The 18,700-nt window shown below is 47.4% G+C and carries 14 protein-coding genes and 1 tRNA gene; 7 read left to right on the top strand and 8 right to left on the bottom strand.

Features of this window, described 5'->3' with window-relative positions; genetic code table 11:
* Positions 1-74 precede the first annotated feature (74 nt).
* Positions 75-1,697 carry a sulfatase-like hydrolase/transferase gene (locus tag L21SP3_RS09545; protein ID WP_077540951.1) on the top strand — a complete coding sequence of 541 codons (1,623 nt, stop codon included), beginning with the start codon at positions 75-77 and terminating at the stop codon, positions 1,695-1,697.
* A 430-nt stretch (positions 1,698-2,127) separates the two neighbouring features.
* Here the strand turns inward: L21SP3_RS09545 and L21SP3_RS09540 are convergent, their stop codons facing one another.
* Positions 2,128-3,471: an IS5 family transposase gene (locus tag L21SP3_RS09540; RefSeq protein WP_227806760.1), complete on the bottom strand. Its 1,344-nt coding sequence runs from the start codon at positions 3,469-3,471 to the stop codon at positions 2,128-2,130.
* A gap of 284 nt (positions 3,472-3,755) precedes the next feature.
* Entirely contained in the window at positions 3,756-6,626 is a 2,871-nt protein-coding gene (locus L21SP3_RS09535) for a valine--tRNA ligase (protein ID WP_077540949.1), read from the bottom strand.
* Positions 6,627-7,928: 1,302 nt separating this feature from the next.
* Here L21SP3_RS09535 and L21SP3_RS09530 point away from each other — a divergent pair.
* From L21SP3_RS09530 to L21SP3_RS09520, 3 genes are read left to right on the top strand one after another with little or no spacing between them, the layout of a single operon-like run.
* Entirely contained in the window at positions 7,929-8,930 is a 1,002-nt protein-coding gene (locus L21SP3_RS09530) for an NAD(P)H-dependent glycerol-3-phosphate dehydrogenase (RefSeq protein ID WP_077540947.1), read from the top strand.
* Between the two features lie 16 nt (positions 8,931-8,946).
* The gene (locus L21SP3_RS09525) at positions 8,947-9,894 is read left to right on the top strand and encodes a metallophosphoesterase (protein WP_077540945.1); all 948 of its coding nucleotides are present in this window, start codon (positions 8,947-8,949) and stop codon (positions 9,892-9,894) included.
* A gap of 24 nt (positions 9,895-9,918) precedes the next feature.
* The gene (locus L21SP3_RS09520; protein WP_077540944.1) at positions 9,919-10,689 is read left to right on the top strand and encodes a GDSL-type esterase/lipase family protein; all 771 of its coding nucleotides are present in this window, start codon (positions 9,919-9,921) and stop codon (positions 10,687-10,689) included.
* A 304-nt stretch (positions 10,690-10,993) separates the two neighbouring features.
* Here the strand turns inward: L21SP3_RS09520 and L21SP3_RS09510 are convergent, their stop codons facing one another.
* From L21SP3_RS09510 to L21SP3_RS09500, 3 genes are all read right to left on the bottom strand, one after another.
* Positions 10,994-12,025, bottom strand: coding sequence for a restriction endonuclease (locus L21SP3_RS09510; RefSeq protein WP_077540940.1), 1,032 nt, complete (start codon positions 12,023-12,025; stop codon positions 10,994-10,996).
* Positions 12,026-12,192: 167 nt separating this feature from the next.
* A complete protein-coding gene (larE, locus tag L21SP3_RS09505) occupies positions 12,193-13,032 on the bottom strand; it encodes an ATP-dependent sacrificial sulfur transferase LarE (protein WP_077540938.1) in 840 nt (279 codons plus the stop codon).
* 96 nt (positions 13,033-13,128) lie between these two features.
* Complete coding sequence (locus L21SP3_RS09500; protein ID WP_077540937.1) at positions 13,129-13,401, bottom strand: PEP-CTERM sorting domain-containing protein; 273 nt, start codon at positions 13,399-13,401, stop codon at positions 13,129-13,131.
* Positions 13,402-13,864: 463 nt separating this feature from the next.
* Between L21SP3_RS09500 and L21SP3_RS09495 the strand changes: the two genes are divergently transcribed.
* Positions 13,865-14,857 carry an IS30 family transposase gene (locus L21SP3_RS09495; protein ID WP_077539138.1) on the top strand — a complete coding sequence of 331 codons (993 nt, stop codon included), beginning with the start codon at positions 13,865-13,867 and terminating at the stop codon, positions 14,855-14,857.
* Positions 14,858-15,165: 308 nt separating this feature from the next.
* On the opposite strand, the gene L21SP3_RS09490 is transcribed toward L21SP3_RS09495, so the two are convergent.
* A tRNA-Glu gene (locus tag L21SP3_RS09490) sits at positions 15,166-15,238 on the bottom strand.
* Between the two features lie 117 nt (positions 15,239-15,355).
* Positions 15,356-15,790: a glycine zipper domain-containing protein gene (locus tag L21SP3_RS09485; protein WP_077540936.1), complete on the bottom strand. Its 435-nt coding sequence runs from the start codon at positions 15,788-15,790 to the stop codon at positions 15,356-15,358.
* Positions 15,791-15,947: 157 nt separating this feature from the next.
* Between L21SP3_RS09485 and dapB the strand changes: the two genes are divergently transcribed.
* Positions 15,948-16,739, top strand: coding sequence for a 4-hydroxy-tetrahydrodipicolinate reductase (gene dapB / locus L21SP3_RS09480; RefSeq protein ID WP_077540935.1), 792 nt, complete (start codon positions 15,948-15,950; stop codon positions 16,737-16,739).
* Between the two features lie 5 nt (positions 16,740-16,744).
* Positions 16,745-17,257, top strand: a complete 513-nt coding sequence (locus tag L21SP3_RS09475; protein ID WP_077540934.1) for a GNAT family N-acetyltransferase — start codon at positions 16,745-16,747, stop codon at positions 17,255-17,257.
* Between the two features lie 3 nt (positions 17,258-17,260).
* Here the strand turns inward: L21SP3_RS09475 and L21SP3_RS09470 are convergent, their stop codons facing one another.
* Positions 17,261-18,010: a ComF family protein gene (locus L21SP3_RS09470; RefSeq protein WP_077540933.1), complete on the bottom strand. Its 750-nt coding sequence runs from the start codon at positions 18,008-18,010 to the stop codon at positions 17,261-17,263.
* Between the last annotated feature and the right edge of the window lie 690 nt (positions 18,011-18,700).

Below are 18,700 nucleotides of genomic sequence, written 5' to 3'. Positions count from 1 at the left end.
TAAAATTAAATGAAAAAAATTAACCCGGCTGACATACACTTATAGAACATCAAATACTTGATTAAGGATTACAAATGAAAAGCAGACGAGATTTTCTTAAATACGCCGGCGCAGCAGGCATTACCATCAGCGGAATGGGAGCTTTGAGCTCCTGCACAGGCTCTTTGATCGCCCCATCAGAGCAGAAAAAGCCGAATGTTGTGGTTATAATTGCAGACGATTTGGGCTATGCTGATATGTCTTTCCTGCCGGATGCTCCGGATGACGTAAAGAAATACGGCACCCCGGGCTTCGACAGACTCGCCAAAACCGGCACATATTTCAAAAACGCTTACGGTACATCTCCAATATGCAGCCCTAGCCGTACAGGGCTTATCACAGGCCGCTATCAGCAGCGCTGGGGGAACTACTGGTACGGCGACGGCGGCCTTCCCTCAAGGGAGCTCACCATCCCCGAACACCTCAGCAAATCAGACTACGTTACCGCCAAATACGGCAAAACGCACCACAACGGCGGCGATAAGGAATTCCCCACGCTCCACGGTTTCGATGAGTTTCTCGGCTTTATGTTCCACACATGGGACTATATCCGGCTCAGTCAGAAGGATGTGGAGGCATACAAGGCAAGAGAGGGGTTCAAAGGCAATTTTGGCTGTCAGGTTGTAGGCCCGCTGCTCTGGGCAGAGGGGAAGGGGAAAAAGCAGGAAGAGGCCGAGAAGGTTTCTTACGAAGACGGCTTTACCACCGAAATCTTCACCGACCGAGCATGCGAATTTATTGAGCGCAGGAAAGGTGATAAACCCTTCTATCTGCACGTAGCTCACAATGCTGTTCACCAGCCCACTTATGTTGTCGATGAGAAATGGGCGAAGAGAGTTGGAGCGAGATACCTCCCCTGGGACAGAAATGCAGAAAACTGGGATTACCCATACTGGGAGCCGAACGAAGAGCGTCATCAGAAGTTCCATAAAAGATGGGGGCATATGGGCAAGGTGGACCCGGAAGGCAGAAGATGCTACCTTGCTAATCTTCTCGCTCTGGATGAGAGCGTTTCCAGAATACTCGATACGCTTGAGAAGACAGGCCAGCGGGAGAATACGCTTGTGGTTTTCGTTTCAGACAACGGAGGGACAATCAATACATACGCAAACAACGCCCCGCTCAGCGGGTTTAAGTATATGTTTGCTGAAGGCGGGCTTAGGGTCCCGATGATAGTTAGTATGCCCGGAAGGCTCCCTGAGGGCAAAGTGAACGAAGAGGCGATTGTTTCCACGATGGACATCTTCCCAACAATAACCAGTCTCGCCGGACTAAAAACGCCTGATAATCTCGATGGCAAAAACCTTCTGCCTGTGCTCAATGGCAAACGCAAAAAGCAGCACGAATGGCTCGCCTGGGCGCAGAGCCGCAATTCGTGGGTTATCAGGAAGGGCAAATGGAAGCTCACTAACAACGTTGGCTGGGAGCATAAGGACTTTCGCATAAAAGAAAACGGGGATGCTGTTGAGGCGGAGAAGCCCTACAAATACCCAAACAGCCCGCAGCTTTTCAATCTCGAAGAAGACATAGGCGAAACAAAAAATTTAATTGATAAATATCCTGTAATAGCAAAGGAGCTCAGAGAGCTGTATAACTCTTGGGATTCTCAGATGGCCGGCAGAATGGATTCCTCGGGCAAGCCCCGCAAAAATCCGTAGGATTAGAAATGGGAGTCGCTTTTTATAATTCTCCGCAGGCTCGGAGCTGCGCCTTTTATGCAGATTAGAACCGTGTGCGACAAGTTTTTTGGGCAAAATGCAAATCATCACTCTGCAATGCTTTGCTGAATTTATTATCTATCAACTGAGCCAGTCCGCCGAAGGCGGACAACAAGCGGATAGTTGATCTTTCGAGCCCGCAGCGAAATTTATTATCCACAGATGGCACGGATGACGCAGATTTTTAAAAATCTAAGCCCTTGTTATAAAATAATTTACAAAAACCCTTCGTGCCCTTAGCGCCCTCCGGGGTTTTAAAATGAATTATTCACCACGAAGAAACCATCTTAGCGGAAATTAGTTAAAATTAGCGGTTAATAAATAGTCGTTCCTGAAAAATCAATGATTTTGGGGAAACTAAAAAAATATATCAGGCTAATCGAGTCTTTAATTTGCTTTTCATTGCCAAATTTCTGTAAAATTCAATAATTTTAAGCATAAAAATATAGGCAAAAGTAAACTTCTCTAGAAGTTTACGCATATTGTACCCAAAAGCGCTGCCGAGGGCGTTCATTTTGTCCCCTTCTACACCTTTCAAGAAGTTTCTTCCCAACCTGTTGTCTTCTTTGAGGTGGCCTATCGTTGGTTCTATGCTCGATCTTCTCTTAATCCACCTCTTGATACTTCGTTTCTTTTTTCGCCAGCCCTTTTCTACAATTTCAACATTTCCAATATCTTCGCAGCCATGTTTCTTGTATCCTCCATCAACATAAACATCTCCAAGCTTTTCTCTCCCGATTAAATTCATTGTCTGCTTCAGATTAGCCCGAAGAGTATGGCCATCATAAGGGTTTCCTTCAAAGCCCAACGCTCCTACGATAAAATTATTCTTGGCAGTAGTTACAATTCCAACCTTATTTCCAAACTCATATTTCTTGTGGCTTTTGCCTTTCCCAATGCAGCAGACGTGAGGTTCGTGAATACTGTAGAGCTTATTTTTGCTTTTCTTTGTCTGGGCTAAAAGCTTCTTAGCGGCTTGAAGCAATGTATCAAAAATTATTCTTAACTGCTCATTGCCTGCTATATTCCGCTCGACCTCTTTCGTAATTCGCCGCAGGTAGTTCCTTAATTTCTTCACTTCTTTTTTAGCTCTTTTGAACTGTCTTGCACGTCGATACCTGCCCTGCATTACATACGCCCTTTTTCCAACCCTTTCGTAGCTTTGGCGAAGTTGGAGTTTTGATGCTTTTGCAAGATCTACAAGCTTAATGCGCAGTTTGTGGCAGAGTTTTGCGTCGGTCGGATAAGTGATGTTCTTCTGCTGAACGGTTGTATCTGCAACGAGCTTGTTGAAATCGTTCTTTTTGATAACCTTAAGCTTCAAGCCGGCTTTGATAGTTTCTTCGAGCAGCTCTTCAAGACCATCAGATTTTACCTTATTACGCCACTTAGTCATACTGGTTGGATCAATAGGAGGCTCGTGCTGGAAGTATCTTTCGCCGCAGAAATACTGCCAGTAAGGATTCTCAACCCAGCCGGCAACGATTGCTTCATCGCTGAGATTGAAAGTGTACTTGAGATACTGAAGGCCGACCATCAGGCGAATCGGCTTGGCCGGCCTGCCTGAATCAGGACTGTATAAACTGCCAAACTTCTCTTCAAAGCGAGACCAGTTGACAACCTCTGAGAGTTGGACTAAAGAGTGATCAGGATTTACAAGAGGTTTTAATGGCTGCTGAAAGAGTAAGCCTGCTTTATTGTTTTTTGCCTTCATTATTTTGTCCCAATATTGCAATGTTTTGATAGATGTAAGATAAACACTTGCAATATTATACCATATCTCGAAAGCTTTTCAATCATATAAACCATTATCAGGAAAGAATTTAAGGAAAATTTTAAACTTTTTCAGGGGCGACTAGTTAATTAGTCGAGATACCTTCGATTTCTGCTCTGAGCTGCTGCATAAAATGAGTTCGAGGTGAGATTTAAGCGTTTTGCAAATCCGGCGGGACCGCCTTAGGCGGAACCCGCTTTTTTTTTGCTGCCGGCCGGCAAAGATCAGAGCTCTTCGAGAAGCTTATCAACAGCCTCAATCTGTTCTTTCAGCTCTGCGAGCTTATTTCTGGAGTCCTGAACGATTGCAGGCGGGGCATTCTTAACGTAGCTCTCGTTTGAAAGCCTTCCTTCCACGCCCTTTGCAGCTTTAACAAGATCCTGCTTCTGCTTTTCAAGGCGTTTTTTCTCAGCATCAGGGTCTATCACGCCGTGCACGAAAACTTCAATCTCGCCGATAACGTTTGTGGCGGTAGTTCCCTGCCGCTCTATGTTTTCGGCTATCTCAAGGCTCTCGAGCCCTGCGAGATTTACGATAAGCTCTTTGCATTTTTCGTATAGCGGCTGATAGCTCTCGGGTGCGGAGATGCCTGCCTTGATTTTCTGCTTCGGGGCGATATTGTACTGGCTTCTCACCTCACGAATGCTCTTAACAATCGTTTGCACTTCATTTATCTGCTGCTCTATATCGGGATTGCGGAACTGCTCCAGCTCGCTGCCCGGCCAAGCGGCTTCTATAAGCAGCTCTTCCCCGCTCCTTTTCACGAGCCCTTTCAGCGGCCTTGAAGGGGCGTATTCAGCGAGGGTCTGGAATATGCCCTCGGTTATGAAAGGCATAAACGGGTGCATAAGGCGGAGCGTATTATCGAGTAAAAACGCAAGCACGTTCTGGAATATCGGCCTTTCGCTGTCATCCTTCATCCGCGGCTTGCCCCATTCCAGATACCAGTCGCAGAGGTCGTTCCAGAAGAAGCGATAAATCGCGCCTGCCGGCTCGCTGAACTTATACTCACCCAGCATATCGGTTACATAGCAAACTGTATCTTCAAGGCGGGAGAGTATCCAGCGGTCTGTCATATCCATCTTATCGGCATCAAACTCATCTGCGCTGATATTCTCGAGGTTCATCATTGCAAAACGGGAGGCATTCCAGAGCTTGTTGCAGAAATTCCTGCCTATATCAAACTTGCTGCTGATATTCCTGCCCTGCTCGTCCTGCTTGACGGGCATACGCATATCCTGATTCTCTGTGGTCATATTAGCGAGGCTGAAACGCATCGCATCTGCGCCGTAATGCTCTATAATTGCAAGCGGGTCTATGCCGTTGCCCTTGCTTTTGCTCATCGTTTCGCCGTTGCCGTCGAGGATTTTCCCGTGTATGAAAACATCGCTGAACGGAACCTCGCCCATATTGTAGAGCCCCATCATTACCATTCTCGAAACCCAGAGCGTAATGATATCGCGTGAGGTAATCAGAAGATCAGTGGGGTAGTAGAATTTGAGCTCTTCGGTCTGTTCAGGCCAGCCGAGAGTGCTGAAAGGCCAAAGCGCAGAGCTGAACCACGTATCCAATACGTCCGGGTCTCTCCGGAAACCGTGCTTCTCGAGCAGGTCTTCTGCTGTGCGGTCTTTCTCTGCTATGCATATATCAATGCGCACCTTTGCAGGGTCTTCTTCATCGGGGAATATCTGCACGGCAAACTCGCCGAGGTCTTCTGTGAATTCCAGCCAGCTTACACCGGTTTTGCTGCTCAGGGCAGATTTGATTTCATCGGATATCGGGTCTGCATCCGGGTTCTCAATCGGGTTTTCAACCTCCAGCTCCACGCTCCAAATCGGGATTCTGTGCCCCCACCAAAGCTGCCTGCTAATGCACCAGTCTCTAATGCCCTCAAGCCAGTCGGCGTATGCGCTTTCATAGCGCTTCGGATGGAACTTCAAACGCCTTTCTCTGAGTACTTCAATCGCAGGGGCTGCAAGCGGGGCAACGCTTACGAACCACTGATCGGAGAGATACGGCTCTATTATAACGCCGCTGCGGTCGCTGTGGCCAACTTCCTGCTCCCTCGGCTCAATTTTCTCTAATAATCCCTCGTCCTGAAGCCTTTCAACTATCCTTTTTCGTGCCTCGAATCTATCGAGCCCTTCGAAGTCGCCTCCGTTTTCGTTGATGTATCCCTCGGGTGTGAGGATGTTGATTCTCTCGAGATCGTGGCGCAGGCCGATTTCATAATCGTTCGGGTCGTGGGCAGGGGTAACCTTCAGAAAGCCGGTTCCCTCGCCGCGCTTTACGTAATCATCTGCTATTATCGGGATTTTTCTCCCTGTGAGCGGGAGGTCTATCATCTTCCCAATCAGCTCCTCGGCGCGTTCATCCTTGGGGTTTACAGCAACAGCCGTATCGCCTAGCATTGTTTCAGGACGAGTAGTAGCGATCATTACTTCTCGGCTGCCGTCCGAGAGCGGATATTTCATATAGTAGAAATTTCCCTGCACTGTTTTATGCACAACCTCATCATCAGCCACTGCTGTTTGAAGGTGCGGGTCCCAGTTTACAAGACGCTTGCCTTTGTAAATAAGCTTGTCGCTGAAGAGCTTGTAGAATGTTCTGCGAACTGCCCTTGCGCACATATCATCGAGGGTGAAGCGTGTTCTCTGCCAGTCGCAGCTGGCCCCGATGCCCTTGAGCTGCTCGAGGATTCTGTCGCCATACTGCTGTTTCCACTCCCATATCATCTCCACAAGGCCTTCACGCCCCACATCGTGGCGGGTTTTGCCATGCTCAGAGTGCAGCTTTTTCTCTACTACGCTCTGCGTGGCGATGCCGGCATGGTCTGTACCGGGCATCCAGAGGGTGTTGAAGCCCTGCATACGTTTGAATCGGATAATCACATCCTGCAGCGTGTTGTTAAGGGCATGCCCCATGTGCAGCATTCCCGTTACGTTAGGCGGCGGGATTACGATTGTGTATGGTTTGCTGTCTTTTCCGCCCTTTGAAGGCGGTTCTGTATGGTAGCTGCCGGCATCAAGCCAAAGCTTTTCTGCAAGCTGCTCTACTTCTCGGGGGTTATAAACTTTCGATAGTTCTTTTGCCATAATTAACCTGTACCAATTCAAGCTGATAATTTTAAGCGTAATGGTATCAAATTACCCGTTTGTGTAAAGCAATAACCGACTGCTGCGTCCTCCATGTATGGCTCGAATAAACCGATTAAAAATATTTAATCCGCAGCGAAATTTATTATCCACAGATATTATGTTTTTTTACCACGAGGCCCGCGAAACACACGAAGGGGATATGGTCTGAATTAATTTTTTAATCCACAGATGACACAGATGACACAGATAATTTTATGAATGTAAAGCCCTTCTATTAAATAACTAACAGAAATCTTCGTGCCCTTCGAGCCCTTCGCGGTTTAAACCAATCCCACGAGGATTAAAAAAATTACCCGCCCAAAAATCTTTCTCCGCCTTTCCCTTATCAAATATCTATCCTGTCAATCCTGTTAATCCTGTCTAAAAAATATCCTCTCCGTTTCCTTCGATACCTCTGTGTAAAAACTTCAGCTCCCGCATTAGTGCAGAATATCAAATTGCGGGGCAGCTCTCTGGCCGTTGATGAGCAAAACAGCCTCAATTAAGAATAATTTAACCACCGATGTAAAAGGAATATTAAACATTGAGCCTGTCCGCCGCAGGCGGAGAGGTATCGGAGAAATAAGCGGACAGCCAGTATCTACTATAGACTGGCCGCAGCATTTACGGACTGAGCCTGCGGTTCGCTGCTTAATAATGCAGCGTCATACAGCGGAGGAGCGCAAGCTCCCCGCTAGGATAGCGAAACGTGAAGAGCCGGCGGTAAGCGAAAAATCTTTTCTAAAAGAATGCCTAGCGGGTCCGCCACGGCGGACTCCGCTGTAGTACGGGAGATGTTAAACATTGAGCCTGTCGGTCGCAGGCGGAGAGTCAGCGGCAGCTACAGAAGAAAAACTTTCCCCTTATCATTGCCTTGAACTTTAAAAATTCTGTCTAGAAATATCCCCTTAGTGCTTCTTAGCGTTTCTCAGTGGCTGAAATATCTCAGTGCTGCTCGTGGTTTAAACCAATTAAAAAATCTTCGTGTTCCTCCGAGCACTTCGCGGTTTAAACCAATCCCACGTGGTTCAAACAAATTACCCGCTGAAAAATCCTGTAAATCCCGTTAATCCCGTCTAAAAAACAACCTGTCTATCCCGTTGAAGGGATTATTAAAATGCTAAGGGGTGAACCGCTGCTGCTCATTCTGCGGATCAAAAAACTTTTCAAACTCTCGGAGATAGCCCTGAATGGTTTTGCAAGCATTGAAATTTGTTTATAATATTGTTTTTCATTTTGAATCTATTGAGGAAAAGCAAATTGTACAAGAATATTACTATAATCGGCGATGGAGCAATGGCCACAGCCTGCTCTTCGAATCTTTGCTCCAAAGGCTTCAGTGTAACTATGTGGGGGCATAATGCATCTCAGCTTGCAGAGATAGAAAAAGCAGGCGAAAATTTCCTGTTTCTCCCGGGCTTCCAGCTCGACCCCGCTTTGAAATTTGATTCAGATGATGCCTCCTGCATGCGCGGTGCTGAGCTGATTATTTCGGCAGTCCCGTGTCAGTTTTGCGGGAGCGTGTGGAAGCGTCTAAAGCCCTTCCTCCCCGCCGATGCTGCGATAGTCTCAGTTACCAAGGGCATAGAAAACGATCGTCTGCTCCTTCCCACTCAGATAATCGAAACGGAAACCGGCGGCGAGAACCCCCTCGCAACGCTTTCCGGCCCAAATATAGCAGACGAGCTTATGCAGAGGCTTCCAGCAAGTGCAAGCGCAGCATGCGAGGATGAAAACATCGCTCGCAGAGTCCAGCAAACCTTCACCACCCCTTGGTTCCGAGTGTATTCAACTCCGGATGTAATCGGCGTTCAGGTTGCGGGGGCATCGAAAAACGTAATCGCAATAGCCGCAGGCATAATAGACGGAATCGGAGCAGGCGACAACGCAAAGGCCGCCCTGCTTGCACGCGGGCTCGCAGAGATATCCCGCCTCGGCAAGGCAATGGGAGCAGACCCCGACACATTCGCAGGCCTGACAGGCCTTGGCGATCTGGTAACAACGTGCATCTCGCCGAAAGGACGCAACCGCAGCTTCGGCGAAAAGCTCGGCCGAGGTATGGCCGTAAGCGATGCCCTTGCAGAAACAAACAGCGTTGTGGAAGGCGTTTCAACGTGCGATTCTGTGGTTGCCCTTGCAGGCAGGCTCGGGGTGGAGATGCCGATAGCTGCCGGCGTTCAAAGCGTTATAAAGGGCGAGATGAGCGTCGATGAGGTGATTGCGAGTCTTATGAGCAGAGAGCTGAAATCCGAGAAGATTTGATGTTTAGGTTTCTCAAATGAGCTATACTGAGTTCTGCTTTTTTATGATTCGAGCGGTTACGCTTGCGGTATTTACAGCAGCAGCGTTTGTTTTAAGCCTTGAGGCTGTCCAGATTTACTTTAAATTCACAAAACGCCCTGCATTTCTCGCAAAGCTCTTTCGCTTCAAAACGCTTCGAATTCTCCTGCATGCAGCAGCTGCTGCGATTGTGATTACGTATGTGTATGCGTGTTTCATAGAGCCCCGCTGGCTTGAAATCTCACGCCACAGAATCGAAACCGACAAGCTTGAGAATACATCCTTCCGTATCGTACAGATCACCGATACCCACTGCGACAAGCGGGCAGTTCTCGAACAGAGGCTCGTTAGAGAGGTGCGAAGGCTCTCGCCGGATGCTGTTGTGTTTACAGGCGACGCCTGCAATATTGGCGAGTATGTAGCTAAGCAGCGTTTCAGGGAGCTTTTCAGCAATATAGACCCTCCGCTCGGGATATACGGATGCGAGGGGAACTGGTCTTTCGATACGAGAAAACTCTTCGAGCAGGCCGGCATAGACCCGCTTTTCAACGAATCAAGAACTATCGAAAAAAACGGCGAAACGCTCCAGATTTACGGAGCAGATTTCCAGAATCCGAATATCGAAGGGCTCACAAAGCTCGATGAAGAAAGCTTCCGGCTCTTTCTGTACCACAGCCCTGATTTGTTCGAGGCTGTTCCGCAGGGCTCTGCCGAGCTGTATCTGGCAGGCCACACCCACGGCGGACAGATCGCACTGCCGTTCTACGGGGCGATAATCACGTTCTCAAGATACGGCAAGAAATACGAGGAAGGAATGTTCGAAAAACCCGGCATGCAGATGTACGTTTCCAGAGGCGTGGGGCTCGATGGGGGCGGAGTGATTAAGGCGCGTTTTCTCGCACGCCCGGAGCTCGCTGTGTTTGATATTGTGCCAAAAGACGAATAAAAACTTTTTTAAGGAAGAATTTTAGTGGCTAAACTGCAAAAATTTATCTGTATCTCAGCAGCACTCCTGCTTGGCTTTTCGCTTGTCTCGCCTTTATCAGCGAAGGACGTTAAAGACCCCGGTCCTGCAAGGTTTAAGGGCTCGATAGAGTCTTTCAGGCAGTGGGACAGCAAAAACAGCTCGCCCGATGAAGCTGTTCTCTTCGTCGGCAGCTCGAGCATAAGGATGTGGAAAACGGCTGAGGCGTTTCCCGGGCTTGATGTAATCAACCGAGGTTTCGGGGGCTCGCATATCTCCGATATAATCCACTACTGCGATGATGTTATCAGCGGGTACAGCCCGGCAGTGATAGTATTCTATGCAGGCGATAACGATGCCGCCTCCGGCAAACCTCCAGAGCAGATTTTCAAAGATTACCAGCAGCTCTTGAGCAAAATCAGAGATGAATATCCAAGCACCCCGTTTGTATATCTGCCGATTAAGCCGGCATCAAGCCGCTGGAAGTATTGGGATCAAATGAGCGAAACAAATCAGATTATACGAAGGTTCAATCAGAAACACGAGAATCTGTATTACGCCGACACCGCCTCGGCTCTCTTAACCGAGCAGGGAAGGCCGAATGATAAGCTTTTCCTCAAAGACCGCCTGCACCTGAACAAAAAGGGGTATGAAATTTGGAACAGCATCCTCCGCCCCCGCCTAACTTCCATATACGAAAAGCTAAAGGGTGATGCAGGCAAATCCGGAAGCTGCAAGCAGGAAGCCTGCGGGGATTCAGTGTCCGGGCAATACTAATCATCGGCGGCGAAATCGAAATATGCGAAGATTGGATAGAATTAAGAAAATACATGAATATAAATGTCGCTATGAGGCCGAAAACTATAACGTCTATTCATACAAAAATTAATTTTACAGAAATAATCTTTCAGCTTGGTTTTGAACATCTTGCAGGGGTTCGGAAACTTCAGACGAAGCAATTATCGAAAATAATACGAGGGAGTTTATTTACATCTTTGCTCAACAAGGAGGCGTCAAAGGTCAGCCTGCGTTTGGTCAATCAGCTGGTTTTGTACGGCACATCTTTCACCGCCTAACGGTGTCATATTTCATCATCTTCTTGAACCAGCAACCAAACTCTTTTTAGAGGTAAATCCGCCTTTATTTCGTCCGCAAATTTTTCATAATAACCCAAGAGGTTTTCAACAACCTCTCCGGCATCCCAAAGCCTCAACTCAAAAAAGTTTTTTCTCGCTTCCTTTATTGCTTCACGAGTAAATCCACCCCAGGAAACAAATAATCCCTGTTCTGCTTTGAATTCCTGCATTACTCCCTTAAGTTCTCTCATAACTTTTACATCCTGCTGATTGTTGCCACTTTTCACTTGGCAAGCAAGCCATGGAGGATCAAAACCCATCGGCCCGCGTCCTGCAATTATGTCAACGCCTCCATCCGGTCCCGGCGGAGAAACTTCGGTAACATATCCCTGCGCCTCTAATATAGCGTTAATCAAGTCTGCTAATTGGTGTCCCGTAAATTTTTGTGCAATATATGAACGTATCTGAGTCGAAGCGTAATCCTCGATATTTACGTTTTTTATGCCGTCCTCATTGCTTACATCTTCATCGTCTTCGAACCCTGTGGCAGGCGGCAATTTACCTCCTTTAACTATAGCTTTTATACGCTCTTCCGCATTATTGCGTTTTATTTGACATACCGTCATAAATGCTCCGAGGGAATATAGCAAATCCTGATCAAATCTACTTCTCGGTATGTCCTGCTTTATCCATTTAACCCCTCGTGCATGTTTGGTGAAACTTGGATTATCAGGCCGGTAATTATAATCACCGGTTACTTCACCTACGGCGATAGCATCCTGACTTTTCAAAGGCAATACGACTAAATCACCTTTTACGATACGTTTAGCAAAAGCCCATAACTGACTTCGGTGATTGTAAAGGGCTTGAATTTTTTTATCAGGATAAACCTCTTTGAGCTTATCAAGCATCTGGTCTTTGTCTTTGAATTGGCTAAGATCCGGCATTCCATCCCAACCTATAATTACTTCATCTTTCTCTAAAGCCCAACTTTCCCTTGCGCCGCCTTTACCTGCTCTTACCAACCATATAGCCATAAAATATCTCCATTACACTTTAGCCGGTTTAGTTTATATATTTAGTGATTTACATGTAATTCTTTGTATTTTCACTGTTTCAAGTTTCGTTCTTTTCCTTCAAGGTTATTATACGCAAAATCAATTGCTCTTTAAAGTACTGAACAGTTTTTGAGGATGGGCTTAGGCTAAGATTTTTTCATTTTTTCATGACTTTGTTTGTTTTTGATGCGGAGTGAATCGTTTAAGGATCCTGAGCGGAAGCCGTTTTCGTCCAAAACAGCCTCAGAGAAACCGGTCTCGAGGATTTTCTCTCTGATCTGAGGCTCATTTTTCCTGTACTGTTCGAATTTCTGGGGAGGGATCTCGATTTTTGCAGTGATCCCGTAATGCCGCACTCGGCATACATCGAAGCCGAAATCGCCGAGGACTTTCTCCGCCTGCTCCACCTGCCTGAGCATCCGCTCATCAGCTGGACGGTTGTACGGGATTCTTGAGAGAAGGCAGGGTTCTGAAGGCATATCCGCTGTATCAAGGCCGAATCTGCGGCTGAGGGAGCGGATTTCATCTTTTGTAAGCTTGGCCTCGAGCAGAGGCTCGCTCACCCCCATCTCCTTTACCGCATCCCTTCCGGGACGGTAGTCTGAGAGGTCGTCGAGGTTGCTCCCGCAGGCAATAACATTGAATTCCTGCTCACCTGCTTTTTTGCCTATAAGGCTGAGGATATTCTTTTTGCAGAAATAGCAGCGTCTGGGGTCTCCCCTTCGAACCTGCTCAACCTCAAGCTCATCAACATCTATTATCTCGAGCGGGAAATCGTATTTCTCTGCTGATTTTCTGGCGTTATCCGTTTGCTTCCGGGAAGCGGCCTTCCCCCTCACGTAAACGCAGAGCATATTATTTCTTCCAAGCACTTTCCGGCAGGTGTATGCGAGAAAGCTTGAATCAACTCCCCCCGAAAAGCTCACGCACATCTTTCCGGACTTCCTGATAATCTCGCAGAGTTCTTCATATTTCTTCTGGCACATAACATATCTGCGAAATATATCATAAAATGTTCTGAAAATAAAAAATTTCTGCCGCAGATGCTTTGTGCAACATTTTTTCGGGCAAAATGCAGCTCTTTATGATTTGCGTCTGCTGCGCAAGAGCCCAAGGCCGCCTAAACCAAGCATAGCCATCGTGGCAGGTTCTGGAACAAACAACGTTCCGTTCTCTACCTTATAATCGCTGCCGTCGGTTAATGTGGCATAGTCAACATACGAACCATCATTCCAGATATTCAAATTAATGCTGCCCTCGCCGGAAAAGGCATTATTGATAAGATCTGAGATGTTGTTTGCGACAGATGCATCCCTAAATTCAATAGAGCCTTCCTGTCCAATATTTATTGTCATATCCGCTCCAGAGTCAACCTTTATATAATCGCTGGAAACACTTCCGTCTTCAACAGTGAGAGTGCCGGAATAGTACGGAGCGTAGATATGCGAGCCTACCTCAACAGTGCCGTCGTTTTCAATGGATAAGGAGCCGCTTATTTCGCCGTTATTTCGTTTATTACTTAGATTTTAATTTGAAGCGCAACGCTTCGCTAATTTAATCAGCCCGCGTGGCGGGCTGGAGTTTATCGCTTTTAGCTGCCTGAATAGATAAAGAATAAGGGCGGCGGTTAAGCCGCCTCTATCCAGTATAGATTGTTGCGGTGCTCGGGTTGCTCTCCAGCATTGCCCTATCCCCTGCAACAAGATAATCTATTATAGCGATGGCGATTGCTTTTAAAAAGTAAAAAAGAGCACCCATTACGGTTGTTTTCGATAGAATGTTTTTTTGACGAAAAAGTACTCTATTTAAGGAACCGCAATGGGCTATAGACATCTTAACATTAATGAGCGAGAAAGCATTCTAAAAATGCGATCTGAAGGAAAAAATTTACTGGAAATCGCCATATATCTCGGCAGGAGCAAGGGCACTATCAGCCGTGAGTTGAATCGAAACATGTCCTCAACCCATGATTATAAGCCCCACCTGGCCCAGCGATATTACAGCAAACGCAGGGCCGCATCCAAGCAGCCATATCGGCTTGAACAGAATGGCCGTCTTCGTCGTCGAGTATGCAGTAAACTCGAGCAATATCACTCGCCTGAACAGATAGCAGGCCGTCTTGAAATCGACTATCCAGATAATGCCCAAATGCGTGTAAGCCCTTTGACCATATATAGTTGGGTTAAACGAGACAAGGTTGACGGCGGTGTTTTTTACAAGTTTTTGCGTCAAGGCCGTCGCAAACGACGAAAGAAGCACGGCAGTAATGACAAGCGTGGCCGGATACCGAACAAACGTTCGATCAGTGAGCGTCCGGAGGTTGTTGACAAGCGTAATCGCTTCGGCGATTGGGAGGGTGACAGCGTCAGCGGTAAAGGACACGGTTCATTTATTGCGACACATGTCGAGCGTGCAAGCCGCTATCTGCTCTCTGGCAGGATGAAAGATAAGAGTGCCCAGAGCATGAATGAAACCACCCGAAGGTTGTTCAGGAAGATACCAAAGTCCAAGCGTCAAACGATGACAGTTGACAATGGCAAGGAGTTTGCCCAGTTTAAAGAGATGGAAAAAACAGTCGGCCTATGCTGCTACTTTGCTGATCCATACAGTTCTTATCAGCGTGGAACTAATGAAAACACAAACGGCCTACTTCGTCAGTTCTTCCCTAAGGGAACTGATTTTAAGAAAGTTAGTGATAAGGAACTTGACAAAGTTGTCGCCTTAATCAATAATCGACCAAGGAAATGTTTAAAATATCGGACACCAAATGAAGTGCTCTGGAGCGATGAAAAAAGTTGCGCTTCAGATTAAAATTTTGATTATAAAATATATAAAAAAAATGTTTATTTGTCAAGAAAATTTACCCTAAAATACAAACCTCAATACACCGGTCATTGAATTTCAGAATCGGCGATATATCCAGCGAATCCCAAAGGATGGCAATAGTGAACTTTTCCTGCAGTGTTCAGACCAGCTGAAGAAAGTCTGCACAAATCCGCCGCAAGGCCTTGCAGGGAAGAGCAGGAAGGCGAAGGGGGAAGTGATGTAAACCCTTGTGATTGAAGGAGTTTGCAATAAAAAAAACCCTTCCCTGTATAATCATACAAAGAAGGGCGAAATAGCCCCAAGGAGAATCGAACTCCTGTTTTCAGGATGAAAACCTGATGTCCTAGTCCACTAGACGATGGGGCCTTTTATATTGCGGGGAATCCCCGCCGAAATAAACAGGAACGAGTATAATACAGACTCAAACCCGCATTTCAATTTATTTTTGGAAAAAAATAAAAAAAACTTTGCAGCGATTCATATTTATGAGCCGTAGGCGGCTTTAATCTGTGCTTTTGTTGGCAGTGTGGAGTACGTTTCGCCCTGCGGACCTATCCACTTGCCGTTGATGTATCTTAGCGTAACAGAAGACTGCGAGCCGTTGCTGTTTTGGAAGCTTATAGTTTTCTCAACCGAATCTGCCCCGCCGGCGGAGTTGTAATTCTGCTGCTGAGCGGATGCTGAGGGCTGTTTACGCTGATTTTCCTGATGCTTGCCCACGCCGTAGCCCACGGCTCCGCCTACGCCTGCGCCAATAGCGGTTGATTCGGTGTCTCCGCCCACTGCCTGCCCGATAGCGGCGCCGATTCCCGCTCCTACAAGCGTTCCTGTGCCCGATTCGCTCTGGCATCCAGCGGCGGATATAATGAGCCCCAATCCTGCTGCAAAAATGAATGTATTTCTGATAAGTGAATTCATTTTACTAAATCCTCAAAAATGAAACTTCTAAAAACCTTGAAACATACTGTACTTACTGATATATTCAGTTATCTGTTCGCCCGGTATGTCAAACCGGAGCAAACGGCTTATATTGTATAATATTATAGAACTTGCTTGAAATTTGAAGGAGTTTTTTATGACAAAGCTGGTAATAAACGGCGCTGCCGGAAGAATGGGCAGGCGCATTCTCGCTTTGGCGGTGGAAAGCGGTGAATTTGATATTGTTGGTGCTCTGGAGCACAGCTCCTCCGAGCTTCTCGGCAATGACGCCGGCGAGGCAGCGGGAATCGGAAGGATTGGCCTGCCGCTGAGCTCGAGAAAGCCTGAGATTGCGGATGTGATGATCGATTTCACCCTCGCCCCTGCGGCGGATGAGACAATCGAATACTGCAAGAACGCAGGTATTGGGCTTGTAATGGGCACAACAGGTCTCTCAGACGAGCAGATAAGCAAGCTTGAGGAGGCCTCTAAGGATATACCTGTGATTTACGGGACGAATATGAGCGTTGGGATGAACTTCCTTTTTGAGATGGTGGGAAAGTTTGCCAAGATGCTCGGCGAGAAATACGACATCGAGATTATCGAGCATCATCACAAATTCAAGAAAGACGCCCCGAGCGGCTCTGCTGTAACTCTCGCTGAGAGGATCGCAGAGGAAACCGGCCGCGATATGCCCGGGAGCCTCCAGCACGGAAGGCAGGGCCCCGATTCTCTCCGCAAAGACGGCGAGATCGGTATGCATGCTGTACGCGGGGGCGATATAATCGGCTTCCATGAGGTGATGTATTCCACGCTCGGGGAAACCGTTACCGTTCAGCACAGGGCGCACAACCGCGATAATTTCGTTCGCGGGGCGATAAGAGCTGCCGGCTGGTTAGCAGGCAGGGAACCGGGCTGGTATAAGATGAAAGACGTGCTGGGGCTGTAGGGCAGATGGCAGAATTCATCAAAGTTCAGGGCGAAGAGCTTATCCGCCGAGCCTCGAAGCTCGCCTTCGATATCTGGCGCGAGCACTACATCCCGATTGTAGGCGAGGGGCAGGTGGAGTATATGCTGGATAAGTTTCAGAGCGAGCGGGCGATCTCTGGGAGCATTGCTGATGGGTGCGATTATTACCTCACCGAAGCAGACGGGCAGGATGCGGGCTATTTTGCACTGAAAATTGAGCCGGACGGGAAGGCGTTTTTGAGCAAGTTTTATGTGGCCAAGGGGTTCAGAGGCCAAGGGCTCGGCAGAAAGAGCTTTGAGTTTGTGAAAAGGCTCGCCCAGAAACGGCAAGCAGAAGAGATTTACCTCACGGTAAACAAGAACAACTCCGATTCGATCGGCATTTATGAAAAGCTCGGCTTTGAAAACCGCGGGTCTATCGTGATGGATATCGGAGGGGGGTATAAGATGGACGACTACAAGATGGTATTTGATTTGACAGTACCTTCCAATCGCTAACCGCTAAATCTGCCCTGCCGGCACGGTGAGCGTGAGGGCATACACCCTTTCCGCTCCCGCCTCTTTGAGCACTCGGGCGCATTCGTTCAGCGTTGCGCCGGATGTTCGAACGTCGTCAGCCAGCAGGATGCTCTTTCTGCGCACATCAGCAAATCTTTTGACTGCAAACGCCCCTCTCACGTTTTTCATTCGTTTGCTGTAGCTCTGCATTACAGGCTGAGGTTTTGTCTGTTTTTTTCGTGTTAGTTCAGTTCTGGAAGGAATTCCGATGGATTTGAGCCCTTCAGCGAGAACTCCGGCCTGATTGAATCCCCTTGCCCAGCGGCGTGTCCAGTGCAGAGGTACAGGGCATACACAATCAATCCGCTCTGATGCGAATCTGTTTTGGAAGGCCGAGGCAGCTAGAATTCGAACGAGCTTTATCAGTGCGGCATTTTCCGAATGCTTTAGCATAAGTACGAGGTTTCTAAGTGTGCTTTCGTATCTGCCGGAGCGGGCGAAGCCGTCTATGTAGAGCTTTTTGTTGATGCAGAACCCGCACATGCTGTTTTTAGCGGCCTCCTCGCTCACAACCGCCCCGCACCTCGGGCAGGCATAATCACTGCACGCATCTCTGAGCCCTTCCCAGCACGCCCCGCAGAGCGGCTGCCCCGGAGAGGCAGGCTCCCCGCAGCTCAGACACCTTGAAGGCCAGAGAACAGCGTTTGCAGTTTGGATTAACTCATCAGTTATGCAGGCTGTTTGGATTGGCATTTACAAAACCGCTTAAAAATTCATCACAGCTGAATTTATCATAAAATCTTAATGTTTACAATTATTTTTGCTTGAAATTGCAAATAAGATACGATAAAGTGAGTATCGATTGGATAAACTGCGCGTATTGGGAAAAAACTAAACAGAATTTGTTGTTATTACAGCAGGACCATAAAATGCATATACTCAGATTTTCCCTAGCGTTAGCGTTGGCCGCCGCATTTACTGACTGAGCCAGCGGTTCGCTGCTTAATAATGCAGCGTCGCACAGCGGTGTCCGCCACGGCGAACTCCGCTGTAGTACGGGGGATGTTAAACATCTGAGTCAGCGGCAGCTGCAGGAGAAAAACTTTCCCCTTATCATTGCCTTGAACATTAAAAATTCTGTCTAAAAATATTCCCTTAGTGCTTCTTAGCGTTTCTCAGCGGCTGAAATATCTCAGCGCTGCTCGTGGTTTAAAGCAATTACAAAAATTCTTCGCGCCCTTCGCGGTTTAAACCAATCCCACGAGGATAAAAAAAAATACCCACCCAAAAAATCCCCTCCGCTTCCTCCGATATCTCTGTGTAAAAACTTCAGCCCCCGCATTGGTGCAGAATATCAAATTGCGGGGCAGCTCTCTGGCCGGTGATGAGAAAAACAGCCTCAATTAAGAATAATTTAACCACCGATGTAAAAGGAATATTAAA

It is taken from the genome of Sedimentisphaera cyanobacteriorum (assembly GCF_001997385.1).
GTDB lineage: Bacteria > Planctomycetota > Phycisphaerae > Sedimentisphaerales > Sedimentisphaeraceae > Sedimentisphaera > Sedimentisphaera cyanobacteriorum.
The sequence above is the reverse complement of the archived record's forward strand: the minus strand, read 5'-3'. Positions and strand labels throughout refer to the sequence as shown.